Genomic DNA, 14,902 nt, shown 5'->3' with positions numbered 1-14,902 from the left:
GATCAGCTCCTCATCGGAATTATCTTGCCAGCATCCACAGATGGATCACGAGCTTGATGCGCGGCATCGAGATAGAGATCCAGCGTTTGGTCCAGTCTTTCGAAAAGCAGCTTGTCGAAGGCCGCATGACCGCCGCCGCGCTGGTCGATTTCAAGCGCCGCGATGTAGGCAGGGCGATCTTCCGGGCGGATTGCCACCGGCGGATAGCCGGCACGCGCCAGCACAAGGTTCATCAGGAGCCGCGCCGTGCGGCCATTGCCATCATTGAAGGGGTGAATGCCAACCAGCCGTCGATGGGCCTCGAATGCGGTTTGCGGCCTATTTCGTGCCGCGCCAAGCCAGCGGCAGAAAGCTTCCATGAGCGCGGGCACTTCCGTCGGCGTTGGGAAATCATGAACGCCGGCATCGGTGTTCACATAGCGAGCGCTATCGGCGTAGCGGCCGGCGATCCCCGGCTTGGAATTCGCGACGACCAGATGGTGCAGGTTGCGAATGTCCGCCTCGACTATAGCAGTGTCGCGTTGTGCTGCGATTTCCAGCACCCAGTTCAGGGCCCGCGCATGATCGACTGCTTCGAGGTGGTCCTTGAGGGGTTTGCCGCTGATTGTGATGCCTTTCTCTAGGACCAGGGCGGTCTCACCCGCGGTCAGCGTGTTGCCCTCGATCGCGTTCGACGTATAGGTGATGTCGATCCGTTGGGTGTGCTCAAGGCTATCCAACGCACCTGGGCGAACTTTCTTCCTTAAAGCGTCAAGTTCTCTTTTCTTGGCGAAAACCTTGCCTGCTGATGTCATCTTTCGCACCTCGCTTGCGCGTCGCGCTTCTGACCGCGCAAGCATTCTCATACGTCGCTGATGACCTGTCCGTTGGACAGGATGTGGACCTTGTAGCCGGAAAAGATCTTCTGCGCCTCGCCCGCGGCGTAGAGGGCCTGGTAGGCCTCGTGCGGAATCAGCGCATGGTTCTCGTAGCTGGACACGCCCTGGCGCGCCGCTTCCAGATCGTCGGTGTTGATGAAGAATTCCTGCGTCGTCTTCTCGCTGGAGAACAGGCCCTTGCGGCCGGGCTTCTCGCTCTTGGAAAAGACTTCCTGGATGGTCCAGGTGAGCAGCCAGGCGTTCTCCGGCTTGCGAACCTTGGCGAGCACCTCGGTCACGGTCGAATTGTTGTCGGTGATGCCGGCCGAGTAGAAGGGTCCGAGCACGACGCGCCGAAGCTGCTTGGGATGCAGCGGCTCGAAATCCTTGTCGAGATTGACCGCAATGGTCGCTGGCGACAGCGTATAGGCAGAGTTCTTTTCGGTGAAGTCGTCGAAGCGGTGGGCAAGCTCCGGATTGAGCAGGCCGTCGACGGGAAGGGTAATGTCGACACGCTCGTTGAGCTTGCCGTTCACGTCGACCAGCTGGCGCACCATGCTTTCGGAGGAGTCCTCCACCGTCACCATGTAGACCAGCGGCAGGTTGGCGCTGCCGTCGAACGAGGCCCAGTGGACGAGATAATAGGGCCGCATGGTCTTCGGGTTGACCGAGACCTTGGCCGTCTGCGCCAGCGTGAACGGGCCAAAGGTCGCCTCGCTCTTGACGTCCTCCAGATAGAGCCGCTCGGCCATCGACTTCTGCAGCGCTTCGGGAAATTCCTTGCGGCGCAGGATGAAGTCGGCCATCTCCTCGCGCAGCTCGCCGGCCAGCGGGATGTTGGCCAGGCGGGCATCGGCCTGCTGGCGGTCGTTTTCCAGCTCGAGCAGGTTCTGGAAGACGGGGTAGCCGCTTTCGGCGCGCGAAATGCGGAAGGTGTCCATGAAGCCCAGCCGGTTGCGCCAGCAGGCAAAGGACTTGTCCAGCCGCGCGATATACTCCGCGACGATCTTGGCGACGATGCCGTGCCGGTAAAGCGGCGAGCGGTCGTCGCGCATGAACACTTCCAGCCCGCTCAGCGCCGCCGTGATGGCGGAGAAATAGCGTGCCGCCGCGTCGTTCTCAGGTGTCATTGTGCTGCCGTGGATATGAAGTCAGCGGCGTCGCCTACGACTGTACATAGTTGGCGGCGTTGTGCTTCTTCATCACATCGTCGAAGCGGCGGGCGAAGGCATCGTCGGCAAGCTTCTTGCGGCGCTGGATGTCGGCGCTGGCCACCATGTTCTTCTCATGCATCTCCAGCAGGTCGCCGATGTGCTTCTGTGAGGCGGCGCCGATGCCGGCCATCGTCTCCTCGGCCGTGTTGTCGACCTGACTGCCCAGCGTGTTGATCTTGTGGGCGACGTCCTGCTGGGCAGCGGTCTTCAGCGAATCTTCCAGGGCCTTGTAGAGGACGATGCGCTGCTCTGTGTCGATGGTCAGCTTGTTGATCAGCGTCGACTGCGCCGCGATCTGGTTGTTGAGCGAATCGACGAAGGTCTGGAACATCGAAGTATAGCGCTCCAGCGTCTGGCTTTCGGCGAGCAACTCCTGCTCCTTGGCCTGCTTCTCGTTGTATTCGGTCGCCATTTTCGAGCGCTCGCCTTCAAGCTCGGTGCGCTCCTTCTGGGTCGTGGAGGCGGCGATCTTGTTCTCGATGTCGAGCAGGAGAGGGTTCAATTCCTCGATGCGCTTCTGCACCGCTTCAAGATCGGTCATGGTCACCTTGCGGCGCTCGATCACCTGCGACAGGCTGGCCTCGGAGGTCTTGTAACGCTGGTCGAGGACCTGTTTCTGCGCCTTCAAGATGCCGACGATGGTATCCGACTTCGCCAAAAGCTCCTGCAGGTTGCCGGCCAGCGACATGTTGCGGACGCGGTCGGTGCGCATGCGCTGCTTTCGCTGCGCCGAAAAGACGCCGACGAAGTTTTCCCAGCCGGTGTAGTTCTTCATGCTTTCGAATTCGGCGCCGAAGACGTTGGTGGCGTCCTCCAGCCCGATGATCAGGTCGGCAATATTGCCTTCCATGACCTTCTGCTGCTTGAGCACGTCCTCGATGCGGGCATTCTCGATGTCGAAATTGGCGTCGCCGATCTTCTTGTCGGCCTGAGCAAGCGTGTCGAGCACTGTGCCGGACTGCTCGATCTTGGTGCGCATGTCCTGCACGACCTGCTTGGTCTTGGCAATTTCGGCATCGAAATTCTGCAATGTCGCCATTGGGGCCTCCCGCTTCGGCATCCGTTTCCGTGTCGTGGCGGCGAATATATGTGGGGCTTCAAGGGATTGAAAGAAGGAAGACAAGGGGAGGCGTCAAAACAAAAGAAGTGGTTAGGTTCTTGAAAGACAAGGCAAGCATGCGTAAGGCGCCCAGTAACGCGCACCGTCGTCGACCGGCTTTAGCTGACATGCCTTAAGGTCTTGTTTTTTGCGAACGGCCAAGGTGATCAAACAGCGCCGGCAAATCTCTTGCGGCGGCAATACCGGTTTCTCCGGCACCGATCAGGGCTTGGGGTCTGCCTTGAGATAGGCAATCACGTTGGCGATGTCATCATCGCTGGTCAGGCCGGTAAAGGCCATTCTGTTGCCTGGAACCTTCTGCCTGGGCGCCTTGAGATATTCGGCAAGGTTGGCTTCGTTCCAGACGAGGCCGGCGGCGCCGGCATCCTTCATGGCTTGCGAATAATGGTCCGCAAAACTTTCCGCGGAACCCGCCTTGCGGCCGACGACACCCATCAGATGCGGACCGACCTTGTCGCGATCCGTCGCCGCCTCATGGCAGGCAATGCAACGGTTGAAGACCTTCTTGCCCAGCGCCGCGTCGCCGTCGGCTTGCGCAGCGAGGCAGCCGGCAAGCAGGAAGACCGCGGCGCATGGAATGGCTCGAAGCATGACGGATTCCCCGATGGCTCTTGGCTGATGGCTGAAATAACCGGCAGGCCTTAACAAAGGCAGCATAAAACCGCGCAATTGCAGGCCGGTGGCAGCCGGCTCCCCGATGATAGGCAGGCACAAGGCTTCCGGCTCAGCCGCTGACAAAACCGATGAAGTCGTCGGGCGCTGCCCTGCCCATCTCCTCTTCCCAGTGGCGACGGCAGAGCGAAACATAGACGTCCTTGCCGATCGCCACCTGCTCGCCCTGCTTGGCCACCTTGCCGTCGGGTCCCAGGCGCACCACCATCGTCGCCTTGCGGCCGCAGCGGCAGATGGTGCGCACCTCGCGCAGGTCGTCGGCGATGGCGAGCAGCGCGCGCGAGCCGGAGAACAGATTGCCCTGGAAATCGGTGCGCAGCCCGTAGCACATGACCGGAATGCCCAGCCGGTCGGCGATGCGGGCGAGCTGCCAGACCTGCTCCTCCTCGAGGAACTGCGCCTCGTCGACAAAGATGCAATGCACGGGGGCATGCTGGTGATGCTCGGCGACCCTGGCATAGAGATCGTCGCCGTGGCGGAACATCTCGGCCTCGGATTCGAGACCGATGCGCGACGAGATCAGCCCGTTGTCGCCCTTGCGATACTGGCCGGCGACGAACAGCATCGTCGACATGCCGCGTTCGCGATAATTGTAGGACGCCTGCAAAAGCATGGTCGTCTTGCCGGCATTCATCGTCGCATAGTGGAAGTAAAGCTTGGCCATAGGTGCTTTTAAGCTGAGTTCGCGCGGCGCGGGGAGAGGGCGCCGGCTCCGTCCACCAAAAACTCCATGTCGTTCAAAAACCTGTCATGTCGCTTAATGGCCAGTGCGCGCCGTTCATCGTGGTGTTGAACCGCTTGAAACAACATCAAAATGGTGTTTGGCTGACGAAACAAGGCGGGCGCAAGAACCGTGACTTCGCATCGCCTAAGAAATTGCAATGGGAGAAAGTTCATGTCGCGTATGAAATCTATCGTCGCTGGCCTCGGCCTTGCGGCGCTTCTGAGCACGACCGCCGCTTATGCCGGCGATCCGGCGAGCTGCAAGGCGGTTCGCCTGTCCGATGTCGGCTGGACCGACATCCAGGCGACCACGGGCCTGGCGTCGGTGCTGCTCACCGCGCTCGGCTACGAGCCGCAGACGATCCAGCTTTCGGTGCCGGTGACCATGGCCTCGCTGAAGAACAAGGACCTCGACGTCTTCCTCGGCAACTGGATGCCGTCGATGACCAACGACATCAAGGACTACACCGCCGACGGCTCCGTCGAGACGATCAGCACCAACCTGACCGGCGCCGGCTATGGCATCGTCGTGCCGACCTATGTCGCGGACGCCGGCGTCAAGACGCTGACCGATCTCGGCAAGTTCAAGGACAAGTTCAACGGCAAGATCTACGGCATCGAGGCCGGCAATGACGGCAATCGCATCATCCTCGACATGATCAAGAACCCGGCCGACAATCTCGGCGGCTTCGAACTGGTCGAGTCGTCGGAGGCCGGCATGCTGACGCAGGCCGAGCAGTCGATGAAGAACAACGAGTGGATCGCCTTCCTCGGCTGGACGCCGCATCCGGTGATGGGCGCCATGAAGATCACCTATCTCGATGGCATGGGCGACAGCGGCTTCGGCGCCGCCACCGTCTACACCATTGTGCGCAAGGGCTACACCACCGAATGCCCGAACGCCGGCAAGTTCATCGCCAACCTGAAGTTCAATCTCGACATGGAAGGCGAGATGATGGACGCGATCCTGAAGGGCGGCGATGCCCAGACGGTGGCGACCGACTGGCTGAAGAAGCATCCCGACGCCGTGGCGCCGTGGATTGCCGGCGTCACCACCTTCGACGGCGGCGACGCGGCTGCTGCCGTCAAGACCGCGCTCGGGAGCTGAGCCGGCTTTTGGGTCCGGCATGATGATCCGGAAAAGGGCAGCCAGTAGAAAAGGCTGCCCTTTTTCTTAAAGCGCGCCGCGCTTTAAGTCTCTGTTTTTACTCATGTCATTTTCCTAAAATCGCTGCGCACTTTTGGGTGACATGCGTTAAGCTGTGAGAAGATGACCGTACGGAAAGTGCGGCGAAGCCGAGAGGGGAAGATGGATCCGATTTCGAAATTCCTGACCGACTACAAAATCCCCATCGGGCCATGGGGCAAGGCTTTCTTCGGTTTCCTGACCGACAATTTCGACACCATCTTCCGGGCGTTTTCAAACGGGCTGAATTTCATCCTCGATGGAGCAGTGGGCCTGCTGCTGATGGTGCCGCCCGTGCTTTTGGCGCTGGTCATCGCGATCGTCGCATGGCTTTTGCAGCGTTCGCGGCCACTTGCCATCGGCGTCTTCCTCGGCCTGATCTTCATCATCAATCAGAACCTGTGGAAGCAGACGGTGCAGACACTGGTGCTGGTGGTTGCCGCCGCCGCCATGGCCATGGCGATCGGCGTGCCGCTGGGCATCTGGGCCGCGCACAAGCCGAAGGTCTACCGCGTCATGCTGCCGGTGCTCGACCTCATGCAGACGCTGCCGACCTTCGTCTACCTGATCCCGGTGCTCACGCTGTTCGGGCTCGGCAACGCGCCCGGCCTGATCGTCACCATCATCTTCGTCATCCCGACAGCCGTGCGGCTCACCCATCTCGGCGTGGTCTCGGTGCCCAAGGCAATCGTCGAAGCGGGCGAGGCTTTCGGCGCCACCAAGCGCCAGCTTCTGTGGAAGGTGGAGCTGCCATCGGCGCTGCCGACCATCATGGCGGGCCTGACGCAATCGATCATGCTGTCGCTGTCGATGGTGGTGTTCGCCGCCCTGATCGGCGCCGGCGGCCTCGGCACGGAAATCAACCGCGCGCTCGGCTCGCGCCGCATCGATCTCGGGCTTGAGGCTGGCCTGGCAATCGTCGTGCTCGCCATCGTGCTCGACCGCATGACCCGCATCGGCGTTGGAGGCAAGAAATGACCGTCGCGGTTGATTTCAAGAACGTAGACATCGTCTTCGGTGCCGATCAGGCCGGTTCGCTGGCGATGATCGACAAGGGCGCCAGCCGCGCCGAGATCCTCGAAAAGACCGGCAACGTGCTGGGTTGCGCCGGCGCCAGCCTGACCGTGCATGAGGGCGAGATATCGGTGCTGATGGGCCTGTCGGGCTCCGGCAAGTCGACCCTGCTCAGGGCCGTCAACCGGTTGAACGTCGTGTCGCGCGGCCAGGTCCTGGTCAAGGATGGCGACCGTACCGTCGATGTCGTCACCTGCGACGAGGCGACCTTGCGGCGGCTGCGCCAGAAGCAGGTGGCCATGGTGTTCCAGCAGTTCGGCCTGCTGCCTTGGCGCACGGTCGAGGAAAATGTCGGCTTCGGCCTCGAGCTTGCCGGCGTGCCGGAGGCAGAACGCAAGGCGCGCGTGCAGAAGCAACTGCAGCTTGTCCATCTCGACCAGTGGTCGAAGAAATATGCCCATGAGCTTTCGGGCGGCATGCAGCAGCGCGTCGGTCTCGCCCGGGCCTTCGCCACCGAGGCACCGATCCTGTTGATGGACGAGCCGTTCTCGGCGTTGGACCCGCTGATCCGCACCAAGCTGCAGGACGAACTGCTGCAGCTGCAGGCCGAGCTGAAGAAGACCATCATCTTCGTCAGCCACGACCTCGAGGAAGCGCTGAAGATCGGCAGCCATATCACCATCATGGAAGGCGGCCGCATCGTGCAGACCGGGGCGCCGGAGGACATCGTGCTGCGGCCCGCCAACGATTATGTCCGCGACTTCATCGCCAATGTGAACCCGCTTTCGGTGCTGACGGCCTGGAACGTGATGCGGGACCGCCGCGACCTTGAGCAGAGCGATAACGGCTGGGTGTGGCTCGACCGGCGCAAGACGACGCGCTTCAAGATCGACGAGCATGGCCTGGTGGCCGCCGCCGAGCGCGACGGCAAGCCGGCGGTGTGGGTCTCCTGCGCCGACGTCGAGAGCCAGCCCGAGGAGGGAGCCCAGGTGTTCTGGGCCAATCCCGGCACGCCACTGAAGACGGTGATGCTGGCCATGCACCGTTCGCAGACGGCGCCGGTGGCGCTGTTCGACGAAGGCTCGCGCTTCGTCGGCGCAATCGGCATCCGCGACGTGCTGAGCGCAGTGCTCAGGCGATAGGCCTCTTCGCAGGCGCCGCCCAGCTCCCCGGTCCAGGCGCGCTGCCTGCGGCTTGTTTTTCGCCTCCATCGAGCGCAGAGTCAGCGTGTTGCGTGCCCATGCGCCGAGGGGGTGATGCCGACGCCGCGCACAAGGGTTCCAGGCGCGGTTGCGCTGTCGATTTTCGTCGCGGTCCCGCTTGGAAGCGGCGCGGCGCTTTGCCAAAGCTTTGTCATCGGCAATGGCGTCACCGCTGGCCAGCAGACGATGACCGGTGCCGGCGACACCGGGGTCGTGACTCCAGGCGGAGCGATCGAAACATTCGGCGCCGGCGTCGATGCCGTGCGGATGTTCAATTCGGACCAGCGGCTCACCAATTTCGGGTTGATTGCAACGTTGGGCGGCGGTGCCGCCAATGTGCATTCGCAAGGACCCGACGCAACCATGCTCAACAACGGCGCCATTCTGGCGATAGGCGATGCCTCCATCGGCATTTTGTCAGAGGGTGGCAATGCGCGTATCGTGAACAACGGCGCGATAGAAGCGCTGGGCGTCGCCACATACGGCATCATCAGCGACGCCCCGGGCGGGCGTGTGGACAATCATGGCTTTATCGGGGTTTCCGGCACGGCCGCCGGCGGCATAATCGGCGATGGGCCGGACCTGACGATAGACAATAGCGGCTCGATCGAGGCCTATGGGACCGCCGCCGCCGGAATCATCTGGCAGAACAACGGTCTTCAACTTCGAAATTCCGGGTCGATCACGGTGTCGGGGCTGGCTTCCGTCGGCATCGGCGCCAGCGGCGACGACATTGCAATTGCCAACAGCGGCACGGTCAACGTCTTCGGGACAACATCGACTGGCATCGGCACCCTGTTCGGCAACGCGACGATCACCAATTCCGGTTCGGTCATCGTGGAGGGTGCGGGCGGCGTGGGCATTGCCGCCCAGGGCAGCAACTCCGTCGTCACCAATTCCGGACGTGTCTTCAGCGACCAGAGCGTGGCGATCTATTTCGGCGCGCCCGGCGCGACGCTGAACCTTTTGGGCGGAACGGCCATCCAGGGACCGATCGTCTTTTCCGGCGGCGGCAACATCGTGACCTTCGGCCCCGCACTCAGCGCCGTCATGAGTTTTTCCGGAAGCGGCCTGCCGCAAAACGTCCTGACCGGTGGCAGGCCGTTCGTGACGAGCGGCAACAGCGTGGCGGTGATCGACATCACCGGATTTGCGAGCAGCGCGCCGCTGATGGAAGACCTTGTCGACGGCATAGCCGGCGTCGCCGAGGCGCGCATGGCCGCCCCAGGCAACGTCCTGCTTGCGCCGAATAACGGTCGGGACGCCTGGATCTCCACTTTTGGCGGGATACGCAACCAGGGCGGTTCCGGCGCATCGGCCGGATTCAGCGAGGCGCTGGGCGGCGTCGTCGTCGGGGCCGAAAGGCGCCCGGGCGACGGCTTCCTGGGCGGCTTGCTGCTGGGAGGCGCTGCCGGATCGACCGAGGTCGACGATGACGCGCAGGAGATCGCTCATCGCAGCGTATTTGCGGGCGGCTATCTCGGCTATGACGCAGGTGCGCATTTTTCCGAGGCGACATTCGTTGCCGGCGTGCTGCAGGAGCGCAGCCGCCGCCGTGTCGCGAACAATCTGCTGCTCAATGGCGTCGAGATGGCGCGGGCCAATTCCAACGGCATCTTCCTCAGTCCTTCGGTTGCGCTCGGCATGCGGCTGCCGGTCGCGGCTGGTACGCTGATACCCAGCGTGCGGCTGCGTTACGCCGGGCTCTTCATCGACGGCTACTCGGAGACTGGTTCGGACGGCGACGTCGTGGTCTCGCGGCGCGACGTCAACGTCTTCGAGGCGCGTGGCCAACTCGCGCTGGCCTTGGCGCCCGTCAGCACGCGAAGCCAGGCCTGGCAAACAACGCTTCGGGCCGGGATCGACGCGATAGCGCAAAACAGCGGCGAGGTGTCGGCGACGCTGCTTGGCCAGGACATCTCCTTTGCCGCCGGCGGCAAAAAGATGGTGTTGCGCGGTTTTGTCGGCGGGGACGTCTCGGCGGAAGTGGGCGCCGGCATGACCCTGAACGCCGGCTTCGAGGCCGGCTATGGAAGCGACAATGGCTTCACGGTCCGGGGCCAGGCTCGCATAAGCAAGGCTTTTTGAGGGAACTGCTCGACAAACCCCGGCACCACATTTGAAGACCGGCACTCTGTCGCCGCAGGGAAGGCAGTCTACCGGCGTATATTTTTTTCGAATTCCATTCCGATTCCGCTGGCCGGTGCGGTAGGATATTGCCGCGACCGCGCGGACGTCGCCCGGCGGTGCGAAAATGCAACGGGGTATTTGTGAATGATCTTCCGTCAGCTTTTCGATTCCGTTTCAGGCACCTATTCCTACCTGCTCGCCAGCCGGCGCGGAGGCGAGGCGCTGATCATCGATCCGGTGCTGGAGAAGGTCGAGCGCTATATGCAACTGGTCAATGAGCTGGACTTGAGGCTGGTCAAGGCGGTGGACACGCATCTGCATGCCGACCACATCACCGGCCTTGGCGCGCTGCGCGACAAGACGCATTGCGTGACTGTCATGGGCGAGCAGACCAAGGCCGACGTGGTGTCGATGCGGCTTGCCGACGGCGACAAGCTTGGCATCGAAGGTCTGGCGCTCGACGTCATCTATACGCCCGGCCACACCGACGATTCCTATAGCTTCATCCTGCCCGACCGCGTCTTCACCGGCGATACGCTGCTCATCCGCGGCACCGGCCGCACCGACTTCCAGAACGGCGATCCGCGTCAGCAATATGAATCGATCTTCGGCCGGTTGCTCAAGCTGCCCGATGAGACGCTGATCTTCCCGGCGCATGACTATAAGGGCGAGACCGTATCGACGATCGGCGAGGAAAAGGCCTTCAACCCGCGCCTGCAGGTGAAGTCGGTCGACGAGTATGTGAACATCATGAACAACCTCAACCTTTCCAACCCGAAAATGATGGACGTGGCCGTGCCCGCAAATATGCGGGTCGGACTGCACCAGGACGATATTGCCAGCCGCGGCTGGGCGGTGAGCGCGGAACAGGCGCTGGCGCTGGTCGGGCGGCCCGACGTGGCGCTGATCGACCTGCGCGAGCAGTCCGAACGCGAGCGCCACGGCGTCATCCCCGGCGCGATCCATCTGCCCTATGCACGGCTGCAGGAAAACATCGCTGCTGGCGGCATGCTGCATGAGCTGGCGAAGTCGACGAGCAAGCAGCTCCTGTTCTACTGCGCCTTCGGCGAGCGCTCGGCGATGGCGGTGCAAGCGGCGCAGGACGTCGGCATTGCCAGCGCCCGTCACATCCAGGGCGGCATCGACGCCTGGCGCAAGGCAAGCGGCCCGCTGATGCACTGAGTTCTCTAGTTCGGTCTGATTGCGTGGGCAGATCGCATGCGTTGGAGATTGGCCCAAACGCCTCTCGCGATCGTCATCCTGGGGCGGAGCAAGGAGCGAAGCGACGCGCGCAGACCCCAGAATGACGACGTTGGGAAGGCTTCCGCCGTTGCGAGCGTTTGCGGTTGTTCACCGAAGCGAGCGGTGAAATCCTGGTGCAGAGGAAATCCTTCTGAGATGCCAGGCTAACCTGAATCTCAGCACGCCCCTCGTCGGCTAAAAGCCAGCGGATCAATTCAATCCGATAAGCTTGGCGCCGTTCCGGAACAGGGCTTCAGCATCGCGGTCAAACCGGAATGTCGCGATGAAATCGTCGGCGCGATAGTCCGGCAACGTGTTGCGGAGCGTGGCGGCGAAGGTTCGCGCTTCATCCTGCCGTCCGGCCAGCGCCAGGCAGTGGGCGGCGATCGCCAGAATGATGATATGAGCGTTTGGCCTCGCAGCCGCCTTCAGCGCCCATTCCGCGGCTTCGTTATATTCGCCGAGACGGGCATGCGCCATGGCGCGCGCGCCCATCATGCCGAACAACAATGGGTCGAACGGGCTCAGATGGCGCGAATGATCGGACGAACAGATCGCCGATTGCGGGTCGCCCGACTGCGAATGGACGAAGGACAGCGCGTAGTGGCCGAGCGCGAAATTGGGGCTGAGGTCGACGGCGCTCGCCAGCTCCAGCAGCGAGCCGTCCTGTTCGCCGCGCAGCCACAGCGCGCGGCCCATCGCCCAGTGGGCGGCAGGGTTGCGGTCATCGACCAGCAGGCTGTGTCCGGCGCTTTCGAAGGCGAGCGCCGTTTCCCGGTCGCGGTCGCCCCAGCGCTGGAAGGCGCTCTGCCAATGGGTGAAGGAAAGGCCGGCATAGGCGCGGGCGAAGGTCGGATCGAGCTTCAGCGCTTCGTTGAAGAAATGCTGCGCCAGTTCGTTTTCTTGCCGCGTGAAGCGGTACATGTGCCAGAGGCCGCGATGGTAAGCCTCCCAGGCATTGAGCGAATTGGGCGCCTTGAGCAGGGCGCGATTGCGCTCGACGGTGGCAATCTCGGCGGCGATCGAGGAGACGATGCTGTTGCCGATGTCGTCAAGCACGACGAAGATGTCGTCGGGTTTGCGCTCGAAGGTCTCGGCCCAAAGGATGCGCGCCGTGCGCGCTTCGACGAGTTCGACCGAAACGATCACCCGGCCCGGCAGATTGCGGACAGAACCCGCTGCGACATAGTCGACATTCAGCCGGCGACCGGCTTCCTCCGGCGCGACATCCTTTTCCGCCAAGGCAAAGACCGAGCCGCGGGCAATGACGAAGAAATCGCGCAGCTTGGCAAGACGCGTGATGATGTCGTGGGTCAGGCCGTCGGCGAGCCCGCCGCGAAAGGCCACGGCATCCTCGGCGAACGGCATGACCGCCAGCGAGGCACGGCGTGTCGCCGAAGCGTCAGGCTCGTCCAGTGCGCCCTGCGCTTGGGGCAAGGTAAAGGTGGGCGTCTCGCGGGCACAAGGTTGCGGGCTGGATTGGCGGGATTTGATCTCCCGCCAGGCCTCGCGCACGGGCGCAAGATCCAATTCCTCGGAGTGGAAGAGTTCTGCCGCCGTGGCAAGATGTTGCTCGGCGGCCGCGATCTGTCCGCGCCGAGCCAGGTTTCCCAGCAACGCGACATGCGCGCGTCCGTCGAACGGCGCGAGCTCCAGCCATTTGTCGATATAGGCGCCGGCTTCATCGGCTCCCTGCGGGACAAGGCCGATGATGTGCTCGAGAACAGCGATATGACATGACTGGAAACGGCGGCGCTGCGCCGTCAGCCAGCTGCCGAAATGCGGGCTGCGATCGAGCTCGAGGCCATCGAGAAAATCGCCGGCGAAATGTTGCGAAAGCGTTTGCAGCCGTACGAGATCGAGCGTCTCGACACCTTCGGCCACCGCCGCGGCGGCATCGAGCGCGTCGACTTGGACATCGTCAAGACGGAGCGACACCATATCGCCGTCGGTTTCGACCCGACGCCGATCCGGGCCATCAAGCGCTGCACGCAGCTTGCTCAGGCACCAGCGCAGCTCGCCGCGCGGGTCGTTGGGCACATCCCAGAGAAGTTCGCAAAGCCGGCTGCGGCTGACAGGGTGGGATGCGAGGGCCAGATAGGCAAGCAGCGCGCGCAGCTTGCGCGAGGAGGGCAACGTAACGGGCATCCCGTCGCGGGCAATCGTCAGTTGTCCGAGCAGCCTTACGGACAGGCCGGCGCCGGTGTTGTTCAGGCTCGATCGGGTGGATTCCACGTATGTTTCCACGCTCTCTCCAACGCTGACCAGTTGGTCCATGTTCTATCACCAAAGACGACAGGAAGCATCCGGCAGCTCTGTTGCGCGCCGGAAATGCCACCGTTGCCGCATTGGCGGCAGGTCAACAACTAGCGCGGCAAGGTGTCGAAACCGCGCCGCCCGAGCCGCCGGCCTGTAACCGGTTGTGAGCACGTCAAGGAGCAAAGCCATGTTGCATCAGTTGAAAATCAGAACCACGGCGGGGCGCGGCCGGCTGTTCGACAGCATTCTCGATACGGTCGGCGACACGCCGGTCATCCGCGTCAACAATCTCGGTGCGGCGCATGCGACGATCTATGTGAAGGCCGAATTCTTCAATCCGGCGGCCTCAGTGAAAGACCGGCTGGCGCTCAACATCATCGAAGAAGGCGAGCGCAGCGGCAAATTGAAGCCCGGTCAGACGGTGGTCGAGGCAACGAGCGGCAATACCGGCATCGGCCTTGCCATGGTCTGCGCGCAGAAGGGCTATCCGCTGGTGGTGACGATGGCCGACAGCTTCTCCATCGAGCGCCGCAAGCTGATGCGCATGCTTGGCGCCAAAGTGGTGCTGACGCCGCGCGCCCAGAAGGGTTTGGGCATGTACAATAAGGCGGTCGAGCTTGCCGAAGCCAATGGCTGGTTCCTGGCCCGCCAGTTCGAGACCGAAGCCAATGCCGCCATCCACGAGGCGACCACGGGCCGCGAGATCATCAACGATTTCGCGGGGTCGCGCCTCGACTATCTGGTCACCGGCTACGGCACGGGCGGCACCGTCGCCGGCGTAGGCCGCGTGCTTCGCCGCGAGCGGCCGGAGGTCAGGATCGTGCTTGCCGAGCCGGCCAATGCGCAACTGATCGGCAGCGGCAAGACACAGGAGCGCGGCGCCGACGGCGCTCCGGCCGCCAGCCATCCGGCTTTCGAGCCGCATCCGATCCAGGGCTGGACGCCGGACTTCATCCCCAACGTGCTGCAGGAGGCGATCGACAAGCGCTACTATGACCAGGTGGTGCCGATCCCCGGCCCCGAAGGCATCAAGTGGGCGAAGGCGCTGGCGCAGCAGGAGGGTATCTTCACCGGCATTTCGGGCGGCGCCACCTTCGCCGTGGCGCGCCAGATCGCCGGCACCGCGCCGGCCGGCTCGGTTATCCTGTGCATGCTGCCCGACACGGGTGAGCGCTATATGTCGACGCCGCTCTTCGATGGCATCGACGCCGACATGGACGCCGAGGAAACGGCGCTGTCGCGCTCGACGCCGAGCTGTCAGTTCGAGGCCTGAACATAGATAC

General features: G+C 63.0%; 12 protein-coding genes. 6 read left to right on the top strand and 6 right to left on the bottom strand.

Features of this window, described 5'->3' with window-relative positions:
• Window positions 1-2 precede the first annotated feature (2 nt).
• From RFM98_RS29885 to RFM98_RS29865, 5 genes are all read right to left on the bottom strand, one after another.
• The gene (locus RFM98_RS29885; RefSeq protein WP_320312103.1) at window positions 3-794 is read right to left on the bottom strand and encodes a Fic family protein; all 792 of its coding nucleotides are present in this window, start codon (window positions 792-794) and stop codon (window positions 3-5) included.
• Window positions 795-841: 47 nt separating this feature from the next.
• Window positions 842-1,987: a hypothetical protein gene (locus tag RFM98_RS29880; protein ID WP_320312102.1), complete on the bottom strand. Its 1,146-nt coding sequence runs from the start codon at window positions 1,985-1,987 to the stop codon at window positions 842-844.
• Between the two features lie 34 nt (window positions 1,988-2,021).
• Window positions 2,022-3,110 (bottom strand): coiled-coil domain-containing protein, encoded by a 1,089-nt coding sequence (locus tag RFM98_RS29875; RefSeq protein WP_320212730.1) that lies wholly within the window; start codon window positions 3,108-3,110, stop codon window positions 2,022-2,024.
• A gap of 282 nt (window positions 3,111-3,392) precedes the next feature.
• The gene (locus RFM98_RS29870; RefSeq protein WP_320312101.1) at window positions 3,393-3,782 is read right to left on the bottom strand and encodes a c-type cytochrome; all 390 of its coding nucleotides are present in this window, start codon (window positions 3,780-3,782) and stop codon (window positions 3,393-3,395) included.
• A gap of 133 nt (window positions 3,783-3,915) precedes the next feature.
• Complete coding sequence (locus tag RFM98_RS29865) at window positions 3,916-4,527, bottom strand: thymidine kinase (RefSeq protein WP_320312100.1); 612 nt, start codon at window positions 4,525-4,527, stop codon at window positions 3,916-3,918.
• Between the two features lie 231 nt (window positions 4,528-4,758).
• Between RFM98_RS29865 and RFM98_RS29860 the strand changes: the two genes are divergently transcribed.
• The 5 genes from RFM98_RS29860 (at window position 4,759) to RFM98_RS29840 (ending at window position 11,300) form a co-directional block, all read left to right on the top strand.
• Window positions 4,759-5,694 carry a choline ABC transporter substrate-binding protein gene (locus tag RFM98_RS29860; RefSeq protein WP_320312099.1) on the top strand — a complete coding sequence of 312 codons (936 nt, stop codon included), beginning with the start codon at window positions 4,759-4,761 and terminating at the stop codon, window positions 5,692-5,694.
• Between the two features lie 201 nt (window positions 5,695-5,895).
• Window positions 5,896-6,750 (top strand): choline ABC transporter permease subunit, encoded by an 855-nt coding sequence (choW, locus tag RFM98_RS29855; protein ID WP_320312098.1) that lies wholly within the window; start codon window positions 5,896-5,898, stop codon window positions 6,748-6,750.
• Window positions 6,747-7,928 carry a choline ABC transporter ATP-binding protein gene (choV, locus tag RFM98_RS29850; RefSeq protein ID WP_320312097.1) on the top strand — a complete coding sequence of 394 codons (1,182 nt, stop codon included), beginning with the start codon at window positions 6,747-6,749 and terminating at the stop codon, window positions 7,926-7,928. Before choW ends, choV begins: the two co-directional genes overlap by 4 nt.
• 114 nt (window positions 7,929-8,042) lie before the next feature.
• On the top strand, window positions 8,043-10,076 hold the full coding sequence (locus tag RFM98_RS29845) for an autotransporter outer membrane beta-barrel domain-containing protein (protein ID WP_320312096.1): 2,034 nt from the start codon (window positions 8,043-8,045) through the stop codon (window positions 10,074-10,076).
• A 186-nt stretch (window positions 10,077-10,262) separates the two neighbouring features.
• Window positions 10,263-11,300, top strand: coding sequence for an MBL fold metallo-hydrolase (locus tag RFM98_RS29840; RefSeq protein WP_320312095.1), 1,038 nt, complete (start codon window positions 10,263-10,265; stop codon window positions 11,298-11,300).
• Window positions 11,301-11,570: 270 nt separating this feature from the next.
• Here RFM98_RS29840 and RFM98_RS29835 read toward each other — a convergent pair whose 3' ends face one another.
• Window positions 11,571-13,637, bottom strand: coding sequence for a transcriptional regulator (locus RFM98_RS29835; RefSeq protein ID WP_430682367.1), 2,067 nt, complete (start codon window positions 13,635-13,637; stop codon window positions 11,571-11,573).
• A gap of 169 nt (window positions 13,638-13,806) precedes the next feature.
• On the opposite strand from RFM98_RS29835, the gene RFM98_RS29830 reads away from it, so the two are divergent.
• On the top strand, window positions 13,807-14,892 hold the full coding sequence (locus RFM98_RS29830) for a PLP-dependent cysteine synthase family protein (RefSeq protein ID WP_320312094.1): 1,086 nt from the start codon (window positions 13,807-13,809) through the stop codon (window positions 14,890-14,892).
• Window positions 14,893-14,902: the final 10 nt, after the last annotated feature.

This window comes from Mesorhizobium australafricanum (genome assembly GCF_033977265.1).
In the GTDB taxonomy this organism is placed as follows: domain Bacteria; phylum Pseudomonadota; class Alphaproteobacteria; order Rhizobiales; family Rhizobiaceae; genus Mesorhizobium; species Mesorhizobium australafricanum.
The sequence above is the reverse complement of the archived record's forward strand: the minus strand, read 5'-3'. Positions and strand labels throughout refer to the sequence as shown.

What these genes read in the sequence shown, in the direction of transcription:
- RFM98_RS29875 (WP_320212730.1), bottom strand. Translation starts at nt 3,110, where the DNA reads ATGGCGACATTGCAGAATTTCGATGCCGAAATTGCCAAGACCAAGCAG.
- RFM98_RS29880 (WP_320312102.1), bottom strand. Translation starts at nt 1,987, where the DNA reads ATGACACCTGAGAACGACGCGGCGGCACGCTATTTCTCCGCCATCACG.
- choV (WP_320312097.1), top strand. Translation starts at nt 6,747, where the DNA reads ATGACCGTCGCGGTTGATTTCAAGAACGTAGACATCGTCTTCGGTGCC.
- RFM98_RS29870 (WP_320312101.1), bottom strand. Translation starts at nt 3,782, where the DNA reads ATGCTTCGAGCCATTCCATGCGCCGCGGTCTTCCTGCTTGCCGGCTGC.
- RFM98_RS29835 (WP_430682367.1), bottom strand. Translation starts at nt 13,637, where the DNA reads ATGGACCAACTGGTCAGCGTTGGAGAGAGCGTGGAAACATACGTGGAA.
- RFM98_RS29885 (WP_320312103.1), bottom strand. Translation starts at nt 794, where the DNA reads ATGACATCAGCAGGCAAGGTTTTCGCCAAGAAAAGAGAACTTGACGCT.
- RFM98_RS29865 (WP_320312100.1), bottom strand. Translation starts at nt 4,527, where the DNA reads ATGGCCAAGCTTTACTTCCACTATGCGACGATGAATGCCGGCAAGACG.
- choW (WP_320312098.1), top strand. Translation starts at nt 5,896, where the DNA reads ATGGATCCGATTTCGAAATTCCTGACCGACTACAAAATCCCCATCGGG.
- RFM98_RS29860 (WP_320312099.1), top strand. Translation starts at nt 4,759, where the DNA reads ATGTCGCGTATGAAATCTATCGTCGCTGGCCTCGGCCTTGCGGCGCTT.
- RFM98_RS29845 (WP_320312096.1), top strand. Translation starts at nt 8,043, where the DNA reads ATGCCGACGCCGCGCACAAGGGTTCCAGGCGCGGTTGCGCTGTCGATT.
- RFM98_RS29840 (WP_320312095.1), top strand. Translation starts at nt 10,263, where the DNA reads ATGATCTTCCGTCAGCTTTTCGATTCCGTTTCAGGCACCTATTCCTAC.
- RFM98_RS29830 (WP_320312094.1), top strand. Translation starts at nt 13,807, where the DNA reads ATGTTGCATCAGTTGAAAATCAGAACCACGGCGGGGCGCGGCCGGCTG.